This window comes from Sphingobium xenophagum, from assembly GCF_002288285.1.
Taxonomy (GTDB): domain Bacteria; phylum Pseudomonadota; class Alphaproteobacteria; order Sphingomonadales; family Sphingomonadaceae; genus Sphingobium; species Sphingobium xenophagum.
Window position 1 is genome coordinate 15,076 of the sequence record NZ_CP022748.1, and the last position, 15,296, is coordinate 30,371.

Annotated in this window: 13 protein-coding genes and 4 pseudogenes; 8 read left to right on the forward strand and 9 right to left on the reverse strand. The window is 59.4% G+C overall.

The window, feature by feature from the left end:
• Positions 1–62: 62 nt before the first annotated feature.
• Both CJD35_RS19450 and CJD35_RS19455 read right to left on the reverse strand, forming a co-directional pair.
• The gene (locus CJD35_RS19450; protein WP_063142298.1) at positions 63–1,217 is read right to left on the reverse strand and encodes a serine hydrolase domain-containing protein; all 1,155 of its coding nucleotides are present in this window, start codon (positions 1,215–1,217) and stop codon (positions 63–65) included.
• A gap of 257 nt (positions 1,218–1,474) precedes the next feature.
• Positions 1,475–2,023: a MarR family winged helix-turn-helix transcriptional regulator gene (locus tag CJD35_RS19455; protein WP_052182396.1), complete on the reverse strand. Its 549-nt coding sequence runs from the start codon at positions 2,021–2,023 to the stop codon at positions 1,475–1,477.
• A gap of 167 nt (positions 2,024–2,190) precedes the next feature.
• Between CJD35_RS19455 and CJD35_RS23230 the strand changes: the two are divergent.
• Positions 2,191–3,023, forward strand: a pseudogene (locus CJD35_RS23230) (IS3 family transposase); the annotation flags it as partial.
• 213 nt (positions 3,024–3,236) lie between these two features.
• Here the strand turns inward: CJD35_RS23230 and CJD35_RS19470 are convergent.
• Positions 3,237–4,530, reverse strand: a pseudogene (locus tag CJD35_RS19470) (IS110 family RNA-guided transposase).
• 153 nt (positions 4,531–4,683) lie between these two features.
• Here CJD35_RS19470 and CJD35_RS19475 point away from each other — a divergent pair.
• The 3 genes and pseudogenes from CJD35_RS19475 to CJD35_RS19485 form a co-directional block, all read left to right on the forward strand.
• Positions 4,684–5,022: pseudogene (locus CJD35_RS19475) on the forward strand (integrase core domain-containing protein); the annotation flags it as partial.
• A gap of 56 nt (positions 5,023–5,078) precedes the next feature.
• Complete coding sequence (locus tag CJD35_RS19480; protein WP_239026570.1) at positions 5,079–6,122, forward strand: SRPBCC family protein; 1,044 nt, start codon at positions 5,079–5,081, stop codon at positions 6,120–6,122.
• 46 nt (positions 6,123–6,168) lie between these two features.
• Positions 6,169–6,660 carry an aromatic-ring-hydroxylating dioxygenase subunit beta gene (locus CJD35_RS19485; RefSeq protein ID WP_026002712.1) on the forward strand — a complete coding sequence of 164 codons (492 nt, stop codon included), beginning with the start codon at positions 6,169–6,171 and terminating at the stop codon, positions 6,658–6,660.
• A 560-nt stretch (positions 6,661–7,220) separates the two neighbouring features.
• On the opposite strand, the gene CJD35_RS19490 is transcribed toward CJD35_RS19485, so the two are convergent.
• From CJD35_RS19490 to CJD35_RS19510, 5 genes and pseudogenes are all read right to left on the reverse strand, one after another.
• Complete coding sequence (locus CJD35_RS19490; RefSeq protein ID WP_095687516.1) at positions 7,221–8,435, reverse strand: IS256 family transposase; 1,215 nt, start codon at positions 8,433–8,435, stop codon at positions 7,221–7,223.
• 117 nt (positions 8,436–8,552) lie between these two features.
• Positions 8,553–9,164, reverse strand: coding sequence for a class I SAM-dependent methyltransferase (locus tag CJD35_RS19495; protein ID WP_095687517.1), 612 nt, complete (start codon positions 9,162–9,164; stop codon positions 8,553–8,555).
• 129 nt (positions 9,165–9,293) lie between these two features.
• Positions 9,294–9,455: pseudogene (locus CJD35_RS19500) on the reverse strand (type II toxin-antitoxin system YafQ family toxin); the annotation flags it as partial.
• A 26-nt stretch (positions 9,456–9,481) separates the two neighbouring features.
• On the reverse strand, positions 9,482–10,450 hold the full coding sequence (locus CJD35_RS19505) for a helix-turn-helix domain-containing protein (protein WP_017184817.1): 969 nt from the start codon (positions 10,448–10,450) through the stop codon (positions 9,482–9,484).
• Positions 10,451–10,649: 199 nt separating this feature from the next.
• On the reverse strand, positions 10,650–11,642 hold the full coding sequence (locus CJD35_RS19510) for an XdhC family protein (RefSeq protein WP_017184816.1): 993 nt from the start codon (positions 11,640–11,642) through the stop codon (positions 10,650–10,652).
• A gap of 656 nt (positions 11,643–12,298) precedes the next feature.
• Between CJD35_RS19510 and CJD35_RS23475 the strand changes: the two genes are divergently transcribed.
• The 4 genes from CJD35_RS23475 to CJD35_RS19530 are packed head-to-tail and all read left to right on the forward strand — an operon-like array spanning position 12,299 to position 14,518.
• Positions 12,299–12,898, forward strand: a complete 600-nt coding sequence (locus CJD35_RS23475; protein ID WP_095687519.1) for an NAD(P)-dependent oxidoreductase — start codon at positions 12,299–12,301, stop codon at positions 12,896–12,898.
• The gene (locus CJD35_RS23480) at positions 12,895–13,233 is read left to right on the forward strand and encodes a 2-hydroxyacid dehydrogenase (protein WP_276327797.1); all 339 of its coding nucleotides are present in this window, start codon (positions 12,895–12,897) and stop codon (positions 13,231–13,233) included. Before CJD35_RS23475 ends, CJD35_RS23480 begins: the two co-directional genes overlap by 4 nt.
• The gene (locus CJD35_RS19525) at positions 13,230–14,195 is read left to right on the forward strand and encodes a DUF4147 domain-containing protein (RefSeq protein WP_095687521.1); all 966 of its coding nucleotides are present in this window, start codon (positions 13,230–13,232) and stop codon (positions 14,193–14,195) included. The genes CJD35_RS23480 and CJD35_RS19525 overlap by 4 nt, the downstream gene beginning before the upstream one ends.
• Positions 14,192–14,518 carry an MOFRL family protein gene (locus tag CJD35_RS19530; protein ID WP_157742346.1) on the forward strand — a complete coding sequence of 109 codons (327 nt, stop codon included), beginning with the start codon at positions 14,192–14,194 and terminating at the stop codon, positions 14,516–14,518. Before CJD35_RS19525 ends, CJD35_RS19530 begins: the two co-directional genes overlap by 4 nt.
• Here CJD35_RS19530 and CJD35_RS19535 read toward each other — a convergent pair.
• A complete protein-coding gene (locus tag CJD35_RS19535; RefSeq protein WP_157742347.1) occupies positions 14,493–15,092 on the reverse strand; it encodes a nucleotidyltransferase family protein in 600 nt (199 codons plus the stop codon). The two genes, CJD35_RS19530 and CJD35_RS19535, sit on opposite strands and share 26 nt — an antisense overlap.
• Positions 15,093–15,296 lie beyond the last annotated feature (204 nt).

Sequence of the window (15,296 nt, forward strand, 5' to 3'; positions counted from 1 at the left end):
CTCCGCATTTTCGCTGCGGCGCGGCCGGCTTACGCCGGCCGGTCGCGGATTCCTTGCGGGGATCAGTTGTAGACGGCGTCCCGGATGTCGGACACGAACTTCCCCGACATACCCTCAAAGGCCGTGTTGGTCATGGCCACGACCGTCAGCGCGTTTGCACGATCGATGAACCAGCTATTGCCGTATCCGCCGCCCCAGTGAAGCGTTCCGGGAGACTGCGGCGACGGGACGGCGTGCGGATCTGCAAGCACTGCCCAGCCGAAGCCGAAGCCCCAACCCGGCCCGCAGGCCGCAGCCTGAGGTCCGAGCTGATCGGTCGCCATCATCTCGACTGTTTCAGGCTTCAGGATCGGACCACCCCCGAGCCGGATGGTTTCCAGAAAGTGCAGGACGTCGCCCGCAGTCCCCACCATCCCACCCCCGCCTGACGGATAGGAGTTTGGATCCAGGATACGGCTCGGCGCGAACGTTAGCGACCCGTTGAAGGCATCCAGAGGCACTACCATGCCGTCCGTGATGCGGACGGGAACGGATTCGCTGTTGAAGTAATTCGTCGCGAGCCGCTCAACATCCGCAACGGCAAAGCCGGTATCGACGATACCCAGCGGATCCGTGACCAGTTTGCGCACAGCATCGCGTAGCGAACCACCGGTAACGCTCTCAACCACCCCTCCCATCACATCCATGCCAAGGGAATAGCGAAAACCCGACCCCGGTGCGGCGGTAAGCGGGGCGGCAGCCAGGCGCCGAAGATTCTCGGATAGCGACAATCCCGGTTGATCCAACCCGTCGGAGACGTCGAGGCGACGATAATGGCCATCGCTCCCTTCCTGAAACGGATAGCCGAGCCCCGATGTGTGCGTGAGCAGATGGCGGATCGAGATGACCGGAACCGATCCATCGGACAGGCGCGGCTGAAAGTCGGGCAGGAAGCGCGTCACTGGATCGTCCAGCCTCACAACACCATCCTCGATCAGGCGCATCACGGCGGCGGTGACAAAGGGTTTGGTCACCGATGCAAATCGGAAAATGCTATCCGTTTGCATCGGCTTTTGCGATTCACGGTCTGCAAATCCCGCCGCGCGGCGATAGGCGATCTTGCCGCCCCGGGCGACGATCACGACCGTTCCCACCAAACGATTGTCGGCGAGAGCATTGTCTATCGCGCGATCCAGGCGATCGGACACATCCGCGCCTTTAAAGGCTGATGAACTCATAAGTTCAAACTCTCCCGATACTCTCGCAGACCGGACGCGGCCCGCACCTAAGCGATTGCAGTCATCAACCGCGCGGTGGAGAGCGACGACGATTCGGTCGGAGGCAAGGCCTGACCATCAGCACACCTCTCCACGCAACCTTCACGTCGCAGACCGCCACCGTGCAGTTCCTTAGTTATCTAACCATTAGTGATGTAAGTATCGGCGCGCAACATTGATGTGGGGCATCCATGGTGGCGAGGACACCCACTATCGCATCAGTCGCCTGCCTCATGAGTGATGCCGGCGACCCCTCGGTCCTCTCGGCGCCGCCGACCCGGCTTCGCGTCGGGCTCCTCGGGGGAGAGGCTCCGAATCGCAGCTTCTAGATTGGTCTGCAGCTCGCCCAATAGGGCGATCTGGAGATCCGCTTCGCGGCGCGAAATGCCGGTCTTAGCGATATCCCCAACTTCGATGCCAATGGGCAGAAGCTTCCTTTTCAGCTCGTGACCGTAAGGGGTGAGGAAGATGTTGATCTTCCGCTTGTCCGCCGCGTTGCGGACCCGGGCAACGATTCCCCGTTGCTCCATGGAAGCGATCGCCGAAAGCGTGGTCGGCTCCATCGTTCCAACAAGGTCGGACAGTTCCTTCTGGGTTAAGCCGTCCTGGTCCCACAGGACGCGCAAGAAGTACCACATGCCCAGGGTGACGCCGAACTGCTCGATCTTCAGCTGTAGCAGCTTTTGCATAAGTCGATGCGTGAGTCGGATTTGATATCCGATACTCAGGTCGAACGGCAGGTTGATTTCCCCGCTATCTCCGCTCATCGAAATCGGCCCTGCATGACCCGAACCATCGGGCCTGTTGAATGTCGAAACCAGCGTGCATTCCTTCTTGGCAACCGCCCCAGCCGCGTGGGTCGGTTTGGTCTGCCTTGAGAAAATTGGTCCAATTCTGGAGAGAGCCCGAGAGGGCATAAGAATTGGAGAAATATATGGGACGTCAGCGATTTACGCCGGAGCAGATCATCGCGAAGCTGCGTGAGGTGGATGTGATTGTCGGTCGAGGCGGGACCGCCGTCGAGGCTTGTCGGCAGATCGGGATTGCCGAACAGACGCTGTATAGGTGGCGTAAGGAATATGGTGGCCTGAAGGTCGACCAGGTGCGTCGGATGAAGGATCTGGAGCGGGAAAATGCGCAGCTGAAGAAGCTGGTTGCGGATCTGGCGCTGGACAAGGCGATCCTGCAAGAGGCGTCGAAGCTGACTTTTTGAGTCCCTCCCGTCGCCGTGAAGCGATCGAGCAGGTCCGCCGGGTTCTTCCGGTATCGGAGCGGCGGACCTGCCGTGTTCTGGTTCAGCATCGTTCAGCGCAGCGACATCGTCCCAAGGATGATGCCGACGAACGGCATCTGACGGCCGACATCATCGCGCTGGCCAGGGATTATGGCCGGTACGGCTATCGCCGTATCCATGCCTTGCTCGGCCATGCAGGCTGGCAGGTCAGCTTGTCGGTAGTGGAACGCATCTGGCGGCGGGAGGGTCTTAAAGTGCCGAAGAGGCAACCGAAACGACGTCGGCTCTGGCTGGGCGATGGGTCGTGTATAAGGTTGCGGCCACAGCATCGCGGGCATGTGTGGTCTTACGACTTCGTCGAGGATAAGACGCGCAACGGACGCAAGTTCCGGATGCTCAATATCATCGACGAGTTCAGCCGCGAATGTCTGGCGATGGTGCCGCTGCGACGGTTCCGGTCCAACGACGTGATCGACGTGTTGGCCGACCTGTTCATCGAGCATGGGCCGCCTGAACATATCCGGTCCGATAACGTCCTGGGTCACGAAGGAAAGCGAGATTTGGTCAACAGATCTCTATGCGCCGACATTGAGCGGCGAGGCATGCATTCTGAGCCAGATGGCTTCCACCGTCAACGGGATCGCTCCCTGCCATAGCAAACACAGGATCCAGCGGCGCCGAAGCGGCCGTGGTCCTCACCGTCCTTAGAACGAGATACGCACCCAGGTGGAAGGCCCGAACATTATCTACAGGGTCGCTTTCGCGCCCTCACGGCACTTGCAGAGAGGGGTCCTTCCACCTGGCATCCGACCGTTCAAGGAACGGTCGGTACTCTGTCCCCGTCTTGATGACGGCATGGGCAACGCGCGCCATCTTGGCGGTGAGCGCCGTCATCGCCTTGCGGCGACGATCGGCATCATCCGCGTGCCCGGCAGTGTATCGTCCGAGCTTGTCGCGGAAACTGTTGTTGCGCTGACGTGCGGCGACCTGGGCAGCCATCCAAAAGGTCCGCCGCAATCGCGCATTACCGTACTTGGACAGCATCGTGCGGCCTCGGAATGTACCGGACTGCCGGGTCGCAAGATCAAGACCGCAGAACTTCAGGAACTGACGGTGATGGCTGAAGCGGCGTAGATCGCCTGCCTCGGCGAGAATGGTCAACGCATTGATGGGCCCAATGCCGGGGATCATGCGCAGAAGCTGATAATCGCGGTTTTCGGCCAGCATGGCATGCGCCGTTCGCTCGATCTCGTCGCGCTGCCGGATCAGGTTGCGTGCTTGGGCGATCACCATGCGGAACATAGCGATCGAGACGGAATCCTCGTTGACAGGTAGCGCCACGGAGGCGCAGGCGGTCTCGTAGATATCGTTGATCAGCCGGGCTTTGGACACTTTGCGGCCGACCAAGTCCCATGCTTCGCGGGAGAAAGTCTCCTGGCCGAGCACAGTCATGCTGGCTGGAGTCGGGAATCGTTCGAGCAGAGCAAGGAACCAGTCGGATCGGCTGTTGCCAGCGAAGCGTTCAATCTCCGGGAAATAGAGCGGCAGGTAGTGGGTCAGGATGCGATGCCATGTCTGCGTCTTAGCCTTGGAGATCGCCTCGTGCGTTTTCGACATCTCCTGCAGGTCGTTGATCCCGGCGGCGAGCGGATCGACGTATCGCTGGGTGGCGCCGATCCGCAGCATGTGCAGGATCACTTGCGCATCCTTGGAATCGTTCTTGTCCCAGCCATTGTGCAGAGCCTCGCGCGTTCGAGCCAAGGCAACGGACGAGATCAAGCGCAACTCGAAGCCGGCGGACAGCAGGCGATGCGCCAGCGTGCGATGGTAGTTACCAGTAGCCTCGAAGCCGACGATGATCGGACGCCCGATGTCGCTAAGATCCGTGGCTAGGCGATCATAATCTGCCTTTGTCGCCATCACCGTCATGCGACGTCGGCGTCCGCCTTCTGGACGTTCGATCAGGACCTCCTGGCGGTGTTTGGACATATCGATGGCTACCAGCACGGCGTCGGTGGGATTAGAGCTACGCTTGGTCATGGTCGGTCTGTCTCCAAAGGGTTGAGTCGACAACTTCACTTTAGAGACCTGCGGGCCGATCATGACTGCCTTGATGAAGCCTGCGGGCGCTACGCGCCCTTGCCTTCATCAAGGCAATGCGCCCCTTCGAGGGGCCGCTTCCCAATGTGCTATGGTCCCGAGTTCGTCGCCCATGCGGTGCGAGAGTGGCTGGGTCGGCTCGGTGTCACCACCCTCTACATCGAACCCGGCAGCCCCTGGGAGAATGGATATATCGAGAGCTTCAATGCCCGCCTTCGCGATGAACTGCTCAATGGCGAGATCTTCTACAGCCTGGAGGAGGTCCGCTGCGTCACGGGCTGGTGGCGCGAGCATTACAACCGACTGCGCCCACACAGCAGCCTCGGCTACCGCCCTCCAGCCCCGGAAACAGTCAAGATGCCAGCCTGGCCGCTCGGCTCCGCTACGCTCCGCCTCCCGCCCAGGCTGGCATCAGAAATCCAGATCAGCTAACTATGCAACCGGACCAATCATCGCGGGCAGTCCATTGCCCGCATCGCGGCAGCCATGTGTGCCAGGAAGACTACGGCAACGCCTCCCATTTCAAATGCCCCTATCATGGGTGGGTTTTCAAGAACGACGGCAGCTTCGTCGGCGCTCCGGAAATGCAAGCTGCCTATGGAGGCCGGCTCAATGCTTCTGAATGGGGCCTGCGGCGTGCGCCCAAGGTGGACAGCATCCACGGATTCATATTTGCTTGTCTGTCGGAAGAGGCCGAGAGCCTGAGAGACTATCTAGGCGGTGCCGCCTGGATGTTCGATGCGATCTTTGGCCTTCATCCCGACGGCGTCAAAGCCCTTGCTCCCCCGGAGCGCTTCATCCTGCACGCCGACTGGAAGAGCGGTGCCGAAAATTTCGTGGGTGACACCTACCATATCGGCACGGCGCATCACTCCGTAACATTGACGGGCTATCTGCCTGGCGACGTGCGCGAGGGCGGCCAATATGCGCACGGCTTCCTCTTTGAAAACGGTCATGAGTTTCTCGGTTACCGGCTACCCGAATGGTTTGGTCCTCCTTTCAAATATTGGGGTTTTCCCGAGGAACTCGCCAGCCAGTTCGACCTTAGCGCCTTGGATGAGACGCAAAGAGAGCTGCTCGTGACTGTTCCTCCTTCTGTCGGGACGATCTTTCCTAACTTCAGCTATTTGCGGATGCCCGAACCACCGGGGCCGGGAGAGTTTCCGATACCGAATACTGACATCCGGGTGTGGAGCCCGATCGCACCCGGCGTAATGGAAGTCTGGCACTGGCAGTTCAACTTTGCCTTCATGCCGGAGGAATATCAGCGCAAGGCTTACCTATCCGGTCAATATACCTTCGGCGCCGGCGGCATCTTCGAGCAGGACGATATGACGATCTGGGAAGGCGCGTCCAAAGCCGCACAGAGTCCGTGGAACCGCAAAGTGGGCGCAGAACTCAACTATCAACAGAAGCGTCCCGAACCGAATCCGGACTGGAAGGGACCAGGGCAATTCTTCGACACCTATTATGGTGAGTATCTCCAGGCCGGCTTCTGGAAACAGTGGCTGAAAATGATGCGGAACGGGTGAGGTCGACATGAAAACTATGCTCATGGAAAGGTCGGTTGGGTCGACGATGGAAATGTCTCATCTCGCTTCACGGTTTCTTTCGCTGGAGGCGAAGCTGCTGGATGAACGCCGTTACGATGAGTGGCTCGACATGCTCGGTGACCAGATAACATATGAGGTCCCGATCCGCCTTTCACGCCGCGAGTTTGTCGATGAAACCAAGAGCGGCTGTTACCATATTTGCGACAACAAGGAGTTGCTGAAGCTTCGCGTCGCGCGTTTCCATTGTGGGGAGGCCTGGGCGGAACGCCCGGCATCGCGGACGCTGCGTGTTGTCGGGAGTGTCCTCGTCAATCCAACGGATGAGGAGGCGATATTTGAGGTCGATAGCGCCCTTCTGCTTTGCCGCCAGCGCAACTCTGATCGTCCATGCGATACAATCGCCGTACGGCGATCCGACAGGATTTCACTGGGAGCGGAAAGGCCGCTGCTGCTGAGCCGTCGGGCAATTCCTATTGACACCGTCTTGCACACGCCCAACCTGAGTGTCTTCGTCTGACGACCCGAGCGCGTCACACTTAAATCTTTGCTGCCGTGAGACTTCCCTTCTCGCAAGCATGGCGAGCGCCTGCAATCCTTTCATAGCTGGGAGTTGCGGGACGTGCCTAAGGGCTCGAGAAGTTAGATATGGAGAGATGTTCTCATCATATCTTCAAGGCGGGCTGGTCGATCTGCCGGACGATGATCGCGCCAATGCGCTGGCTCTGTGGCATCGCAGAGGCAAATGCACGTTCGAGGCGGAACAGGGAACCGCGAGGGGGTGACGGAAAACCCGGTGATCGGCGTTGTCTTGCATTTTGCCAATCCGGCAGCGTTTGTCGTGCGATCTCCGCCATCCCGCCGGGGTAGGTCAGACATGGGACGGAATTGATGTGTTCGCCGGCGTCTTGAGTTTTCCCGTTCCTCCATGTTCGATGGTACATTTTGGGAATTGGCAATTGTGAACCGGTTTGGGAAAAGCGGAGCCCGCCTTCGAGATCGTTGGGGGCGCGTTAAATGGGTTTAACCGGGTCACGTCCGTCAAGGTGGTGTAATTTCGGCGGTGGCCGTGGGTCATCGTCAGGCGGCCTTGGCAGTGATGTTCAGGGGCTGGTTTTCCTCCTCGATCATGGGTTGGGCTAACTCGGTGAAGCCTTCGATCTGCATGTAGCGGTGCTGGAGCTGCCACTCGTCGTTCTGCTCGAGCAGGACTGCGCCGACGAGTCGGATGATGCTGTCCTCGTTGGGGAAGATGCCGACGACGTCGGCGCGGCGCTTCACCTCCTTGTTCAGCCGTTCGAGCGGATTGGTGGAGTGTAATTTCGTGCGGTGCTGGGTGGGGAAGCCGGTGTAGGCGAGCACGTCGGTTTCGGCGTCATCCATGCAGGTGCTGAGTTTGGGCCAGCGTTGGCGCAACTGGTCGGCAACGTGTCGCCAGGTCTGGACGGCGCTGGCCTGATCGGGCTGGATGAACGCCTGCCGGATCGCGGCGGAGACCATGGTGTGCTGGCCCTTGGGCACGTGAGCCAGCGCGTTCCTCATGAAGTGGACGCGGCAGCGCTGCCAGGTCGCGCCCATGACGCGGGTGATCGCCGCCTTGAGGCCTTCGTGGGCATCGGAGATGACCAGTTTCACGCCGGTGAGGCCGCGGCGCACCAGGTCCTTCAGGAAGGTCGCCCAGAAGGTCTCGGCTTCGCTGGGACCGATATGCAGGCCGACGATTTCGCGGCGACCCTCGGTGTTGACGGCGACGGCGATTATCGCGGCGACGCTGACGATCCGCCCGCCCTCGCGCACCTTGAGGTAGGTGGCATCCAGCCAGATGTAGGGCCATTCGCCGGTGAGCGGGCGCTTCAGGAATGCCAGGACCCGCTCGTCGATGTCCTTGCACAGCTTGGAGACCGATGACTTGGAGATGCCGGTCATGCCCATGGCCTGCACCAGTTCGTCGACCCGGCGCGTGCTGACGCCGCCGATCCACGCCTCCTGGATCACCGCGACCAGCGCCTTCTCGACCATCTTCCTGGGCTCCAGGAAGGCGGGGAAGTAGGTGCCGGTACGCAGCTTGGGGATCTTGAGGTTGAGCGTGCCGACCCGCGTGTCTAGCGAACGGTCGCGGTAGCCATTGCGCCAGGTGGCACGATCGCCGCTGCGTTCGTGGCGACCGGCGCCGATCAGGCCATCAACGTCGGCTTCCATGATGATCTGCATCACGCTTTCGGCAATGGCGCGCAAAAAATCACCGTCGCCGCTCTTCGCAGAAAGCTCTTCAATCAGTAGTCTGGCATCGGTCATCGGGAATTCCTCTTCGTCAGGTTGAAGTCTCGCAACTCCACCATAACGATGAGCCCGGTGGCCACCAGAGCAGCCGAATTTTGGGGTGGGGCATGCCCCACCCCAAAATCCACCAACTCATACACCGGAAATTACACCACGTGCGCGGACGCTAACTTTAACCGCCTCGTAGTAGTTGTTCCCGCCCTCATCGGAATGGCAGTGTGCCAAACTGAGTCCTACTATGGCGAGATGCGCCGCATAGGCGTCCGCTCCTAGCGACATTGATGTGCGGCCGGTCAGTGTATCACTCCATTCGCAAACCTCGCGCGGGGCGCTGAACAGAAATCGTCCGCCCGGTTCCAACACGCTTGCCGCATTACTGAGAAGCTTCCGCTGGTCGGCCGCATGAAGCAGGAAGACGAGGCCGATCGATACGGCACCGACAAAGGTGCGGCCAAAGAAGTCACTGTTCTGCACTGGTTCACAGGCGGCAGGCATGTCAGGCAGCTGACGCCGGTAGGCCGAGATAAGTGAAGGCGACGCATCGATCCCCCAGACAGAGAAGCCATCGTCTACCAATGCTTGGGCAATTGGCACGCCGGACCCGCACCCTATATCGAGTATAGCGGCTGATGAAGGCAGACTGTCCCGCGCCCAAGATCGGACTAATGTCACACCGATCTCCGAACGGATAGCCATGAACCGCTCAGCGACGGCATCCCAGCCAGCGGAATGGTCGGTCGTCATGTTGTGCCTCCCCGATCAGTCAGTGTTATTAGAGTATCAGCGATTTGCCTGCGCCATTCCTAAAACTATCATCTTCGGGAAAGCAGGGAATTGTAACGGGAGTTGGATGACTCCCGCCATACGCGGGCATCACCATCCCAATTCCGCGTGCGATCCCAAGCGCACAAGCTGAAAGGTTTCATCGTCAGGCGTAATATGGCAATCCCGGTGGTCGTGCCAGTCGCTGTTCAGCGCATGGTCGCGGTGGCGCGGCGCCAATGGCTCGTCATGCGCCAGCGCCTCGATGACGGGATCACGGCAGCGTCCTGCCGATCAGGTCAGGCATCTTCGGGTTCGGCGGCAAGAGCAAAGTGTCGGTATTCGCTTGGCGGCATGCCGCGGGCGGCTCGGAACTTGCGTGAGAAGTGGGCGCCGTTGGCAAAGCCACATTGCAGGGCGACTTCCTTGATGCTCAATCGACGGCCATATGGCCCCAGCATCCGCATGGCCAGATCGATCCGCATGCCATCCAACTCACGCCGGAACGAGGTGTCGGCTTTGGCAAGCAGGAGATTTAGGTAACTTCTCGAGATGCCCACGTCATTCGCGATCTCCCTGGGCGACAAGCCTTCCTCGTTCAATCTTTCGCGCATCGCCTGGCGGATCCGTGTGAGCGTTTTTGCCTGGTGATGCGAAATATCCGAAATCGAAGGACCGATTGCGAGGCGAACGAGGCTTACGATCTGCTCGGCGAACTGCGAGGCCGGCTGCAGGCTCAGATGGTCCCGGCCGGAGGCCTGCAGGGCGCCGATATAGGCAGCCAGTGCCTTGGACCAGTGGCCCTCGGCATCGATCTTGCGCGCGCTTACATCCTCGACATTGGGGATTTGGCTCGTAAGGAACCGACGTGGAATTCTGAAAGTCTGGACCGCAATGGGGTCGTTGAAGAGATAGCTGAATGGCGAAGCGCTATCGCTGAGGAACATGTCCCCTGGCCCAACGATATCCTCACGGCCAAATTGATAGAATTTGAGATAACCGCTTTTGATCGTGTTAATCAGAATATCGTTACAGCTGTCATCGACGATATATTCTGGGGTGCGCTCAAAAGTATGGGGAGAAACCTTTATGTCGAGCAGGTCGAATTCATCGAATGAATGCCTTTCGATCCGACCGAGAAAATCATCTTGCGCCCGGGAATGAATGTTGACCCGGCAAAATGTGGCTAGCACCGCGTCCTGCCAGAAATTCAGGTTCGCGTGTCGCTCCTCCCCGGGAGTCTCCCATATGCTCCGATGGTCTTTCATCGATTGCTCCCGCCAGACTTCTTTCCTCATGGAAGGCGTCTTGTGCTCGTTGCGCCCCACAGCCTCGTGCAATCAAGCTGAAGCCTCGGGGCCGTAAGGCGTGACCATAGCATATATCGGCAAAGGGTCCTAAGCGAGCCGGCATAATGCGCTATGGAGCGCGCAAGCTGACCCTCTGCCTCCCGGCAGTTCCGAAACATCAGGCTGCCGGGTTGATTTGGCTTTCCGGTGCACGCGCGCTCAGATTGCGCGACTGCATGATCTCGGCAACGATCGAAACGGCGATTTCCCAAGGCGTCTTCCCGCAACCAGCGATACCGATTGGCGCGTGGATCCGGGTTAGGTCATGTTCGCCGAAACCCGCTTTTATCAATCGGTCACGTCTCGATCCGATTCTTGAGCGGGCCCCGAGGACACCGATATACCCGGCGCTGGAGCGCAGGGCCGAAGTTACGACATCGTCGTCGACGACATCGTCGTGCGTGACCGAAACCACAGCGGTCCAGGGATCCGGGCTCATCGCGTGCAACGTGGCCGCAGGAGCGGTTCTCAGATAGGTCAACCCGCCGATTGGAGGCGTGGTCCCAGGTCCGTTTCCGCGAATCAGATAGGTTTCGAAACCCGCATCGGAAGCCAACTTTGCCAGAGCCAGTGCGGTCGGATCTCCGCCGACAACGACTAGGCGACTTTTGGGGTCGTAGCGAAGGCTATATTTCGTCCCATCCGCGGCCCAGGTGGGGCAATCGGGGGGAGCTGGTTCGACTGTGCGGGCATAGCCGTCACTACGCCACAGAGCGGGTATTCGAGCTACCTCAAGGCGCAGCAATTCGGCGACCGCGGGTTCCTCGGAATCGATGGATTCGAGGAGGATTTCTATGGTTCCGCCACAAAGAAGCCTGATGTCGATCCAGGGGCTTCCCTGTCCGTAAAGCAGTGTCTTGGGAGTGCGATCGCGGAGCACTTCAGCGGCATGGTTGGCCACATCCGCTTCCAGGCATCCTCCGGAAAAATAGCCGCCGGCCCGATCCTGATCGAACACCATCTGTGTTCCTGCTGGACGCGGCGAAGAGCCGACGAGGCGTGTGATCGTTCCCAGGACGACATTGCGATGCTGCCGGCGGGCGCTCTCAAGGCACGGGCGGATATCGGAAATCCAACCGAAGGTAGGCCAATCATTGCCCTCAAGCTGCATGCGCCCCTCCCCGTGCCAAGGATTCACGCGCTATACTTCTTGGTCCTTTGACAGCCGATGGCTGCTTGTATCGGTCCCTCCAAAGCCCTCTGCTTGACGCAGCCCAACGCCGCCATCGCAGGAGCCCCCTATGATATGCTCGGCCGCTTGGACCGGTGATGGGGAGCTATGAAGAGCATGGGTACGAACGGTGCGCAACGATGTGATCGCGCCCGCCGCTGAAGCTGGGGCAAACTCGGCGGATGGAATTCCCCACTTTTCTATGAAAACCCCATCTTGTCCGATCGATAAAACAGCATTGGCATCCGCCTGATCCACTCGATTACACTCTTTTGAACGCCATGGCGATCGCATCGCCGCGCTCTGGAATGCTGGTCCACCGATCGAAGCGAGCAGTTGCTTCTTTTTCCGGTTTCCGTCTCCATTTCGCGGCTGAAAACGATCGAGCGAAAGGCCAACCTTCTTGTAAACGGTTCTATATCGAAGTATGTTGTGAAGAGCAAGAATTAGGCATGCGGCGGACAATTCCTTCCGGTCTTTAGCCGGTGGTCAAGCCGTTGGCATTACGCTGCCATTCCACAGTAGTTGGGGGGATTTCCTTGTCGCAAGAGGTTGGTTCGCTGCAGGCTCGTCCGAGGGTCCTGGCGACATATGCAATGCCCGCCAGGGTTGTCGGGGAAATTCAATCTTTCGCCGATCTTTCGATCCTTCCCGGTGAGTCCGCTCCTGAGCGCGTTCTTGAGAATTGCAACGGTTTTGACGCTCTCATCTGCACCTTGATGAACAAGGTGACCGCGGATTTTATCGATCGGTTACCCCCTTCCATCCGGCTTGTAGCGACTTACTCCGTGGGTATCGACCATATCGATCTCAGGGCGCTGCAAGCTCGGAGAATAGCATTGGTGAACACGCCCGACGTGCTCACCGAAGCCACGGCGGACATAGCCTGGCTCCTCCTCCTCGGAGCGGCCAGGCGCGCAAGCGAAGCGGAGGCTTTGTTGCGGTCGGGGATGTGGACCGGTTGGGAACCGAACCAGCTCGTCGGTACGGATATTCACGGCTCGACCTTGGGTATTCTCGGTTTTGGCCGGATCGGCCGCGCGGTCGCTCGCCGAGCGGCAGGGTTTGGCATGAACATACTGACCTCGGTCCGTTCATCGTCCGCGGGTGATCCACCCCTCCCGGGACGATCATTTGTTCATCGATGGAGGAAGTCCTGGCTGGCAGCGATTTTCTATCTTTGCATTTGCCATTGACCGAGGAGACGCAAAACTGGCTCAATGCAGAGCGCATAGCTTCGATGAAATCTGGTGCGATCGTGATCAACACGGCACGGGGAGGGTTGATCGATGAAACAGCCCTGATTGCGGCGTTGCAATCCGGCAAGCTCGGCGGCGCCGGGCTCGACGTTTTTGTCGGCGAGCCCGATATTCGCCGCGATCTTGTAGAGGCACCTAACACCTTCCTCCTGCCGCATCTCGGAAGTGCGACGAGACGCGCAAGGGAAGGTATGGGCTTAAGCTTGGCGCGCGATATCGCCGCTTTCTTTGCCGGCCGGCCGGTCGAAAATGGCGTAGGTGTCTCGAAATGAGCGCGCTCGTTGATCTCGAGGCGAGGCAAAGGGTACAGCTTGATGCTCTCCTGTCGACAGCATTGAACGCTGCCGGCGTCGAAGGCAAGCTTGAGCGCTTTCTCCCCTCAGTTCCTCTCGGTCGAACCGTCGTCATCGGAGGGGGCAAGGCCGCGGCAGCGATGGCGAATGAGCTTGCCAGACTTTGGCCGGCCCCGCTTTCCGGCGCCGTCGTTGTGCCTTACGGCCATCAATCGCCTTCCTATTCCGGTCCAATTCAGATTTTGGAGGCTGGTCACCCGGTTCCCGACGGGAACAGCGTGGTGGCTGCGGACCGCATGATGGAGTTGGTCAAAGATCTTTCTCACGATGATCTCGTCATCGCGCTGATGTCTGGCGGGGCTTCGGCGCTTCTTGTCGGCTTGCCCGAAGGCGTCAGCCTTGAAGATAAGCAAGGACTGAACAAGGCCTTGCTGAAAAGCGGGGCAACAATTTCCGAAATCAATGCGGTGCGCAAGCAGATTTCCACGGTGAAGGGCGGCCGACTGGCGCATGCGGTAGGTAAGGCGCGCCTGCTCACTCTTGCCGTCTCAGACATACCGGGAGACGACATTCGCAAGATCGGGTCTGGTCCGACGATTGCCAATGCGGCGGAAGCCGTTGCGGCGACACCGATTCTCGAGCGATATGGCATAGATGTTCCGGAATCCATCAACCGGCACCTGCGGAAGGGTTTGGATAATCCCTCACCTGACGATCGATCAAGACGGGCAGGTGATAGTGCGTTCCTGATCGTCAAGCCGGGCGATATTCTCATTGCAGCAGCCCGGTGCGCCGAAAGCGTCGGCTACAAGCCGATCATTCTGGGGATGACCTGGAGGGGGAGGCGCGTGAATTGGGTTCCGCGCATGCAAAGCTGGCGCTCGAAACGCTTCGAGCGGGGCGTAGGGCATGCATTCTGTCCGGCGGAGAGACGAGCGTGACCGTCTCCGGCCGAGGCAGAGGAGGCAGGAACAGCGAATATCTTCTGGGCTTTGTGCTGGCGACAGCGGGGCAGGAAGGGATTGCGGCGCTGGCAGTCGATACCGATGGCCTGGATGGCGCCGGCGACAATGCGGGAGCTGTTGCGTTCGCGTCGACCTTGACGCGCGCTGCCGGGAAGAAACTGGATGCTGCGGCCTATTTGCGCCGCAACGATTCCTATAGCTTCTTCGCTGCGCTGGACGATCTCGTCGTAACAGGACCCACATGCACGAACGTCAACGATTTCCGGGCCATTCTCATCGATCCGGTGATTGATCGCTAAGCTTGGTCGGTAGTCTGGTTAAACCATCGTGCCTCTGATTCCATTGACTTTGTGCGGCCGCCAACGCTGCCGGTGTGTCCAGGTCAAAGTGAATACCGGGATCGTCAATATGGATGGGAACGACAGACGCGCGATATTTTTCGAGAAGTGAGCGTGCGCCAGTATCACCTGAGAGATTCAGCAGCGCGGGGAAAAAATCAGAACCCCATGTGATCGGATTCCCCCTTCGCCCATCGCTTATAGGAACCAAAATCGTCGATGGGGTCGCTTGCTGAGCCATCCTTTGCAAGAGGCTTGCCGGGACAAATGGCATGTCGCCCAGACAAATGATCGCAGCACGCGTATCTTGCGGCAGCGCGGAGATCCCAGCGATCAATGAATGGGCCATTCCCCGACGGGCGTCGGAAGCTCGGGTCTGGCATAGTTCGCGCTTCCCAAGGATATCCCTGAGTTCAGCGGCATCCGCGTCCGTTACGATATGAGGCGGCGGTAAACCCGCCTGTTCGATTGTATCGACGATATGCGCCAGCACTGGCCGTCCGCCCAGATTGGTCCGGAGCTTGTCGAAGCCCATCCGGCTCGAACGGCCGGCGGCCAGCACTATCGGTCGCACGCACATGTGCATTCGTCTTTAGTAATTGCCGGAGAGCACGTCATGCGCCCAGCGGTTGGATAGGTTCGTATAGGGGTGCGCTACCCTTTCCGATCATACTCCCGTCCCATTCCCGCACAGCCATCTCCAATCCTCCCCACCATTTCCGCGACTGGCGGTTCATGT

Excerpts from the sequence above, each read along its gene's own strand:
- CJD35_RS19455 (WP_052182396.1), bottom strand. The coding sequence starts at position 2,023 with ATGAGCGGAGATAGCGGGGAAATCAACCTGCCGTTCGACCTGAGTATC.
- CJD35_RS19525 (WP_095687521.1), top strand. The coding sequence starts at position 13,230 with ATGAGCGCGCTCGTTGATCTCGAGGCGAGGCAAAGGGTACAGCTTGAT.
- CJD35_RS19495 (WP_095687517.1), bottom strand. The coding sequence starts at position 9,164 with ATGACGACCGACCATTCCGCTGGCTGGGATGCCGTCGCTGAGCGGTTC.
- CJD35_RS19505 (WP_017184817.1), bottom strand. The coding sequence starts at position 10,450 with ATGAAAGACCATCGGAGCATATGGGAGACTCCCGGGGAGGAGCGACAC.
- CJD35_RS23475 (WP_095687519.1), top strand. The coding sequence starts at position 12,299 with ATGCCCGCCAGGGTTGTCGGGGAAATTCAATCTTTCGCCGATCTTTCG.
- CJD35_RS19510 (WP_017184816.1), bottom strand. The coding sequence starts at position 11,642 with ATGCAGCTTGAGGGCAATGATTGGCCTACCTTCGGTTGGATTTCCGAT.
- CJD35_RS19450 (WP_063142298.1), bottom strand. The coding sequence starts at position 1,217 with ATGAGTTCATCAGCCTTTAAAGGCGCGGATGTGTCCGATCGCCTGGAT.
- CJD35_RS19535 (WP_157742347.1), bottom strand. The coding sequence starts at position 15,092 with ATGGGCTTCGACAAGCTCCGGACCAATCTGGGCGGACGGCCAGTGCTG.
- CJD35_RS19490 (WP_095687516.1), bottom strand. The coding sequence starts at position 8,435 with ATGACCGATGCCAGACTACTGATTGAAGAGCTTTCTGCGAAGAGCGGC.
- CJD35_RS19485 (WP_026002712.1), top strand. The coding sequence starts at position 6,169 with ATGGAAATGTCTCATCTCGCTTCACGGTTTCTTTCGCTGGAGGCGAAG.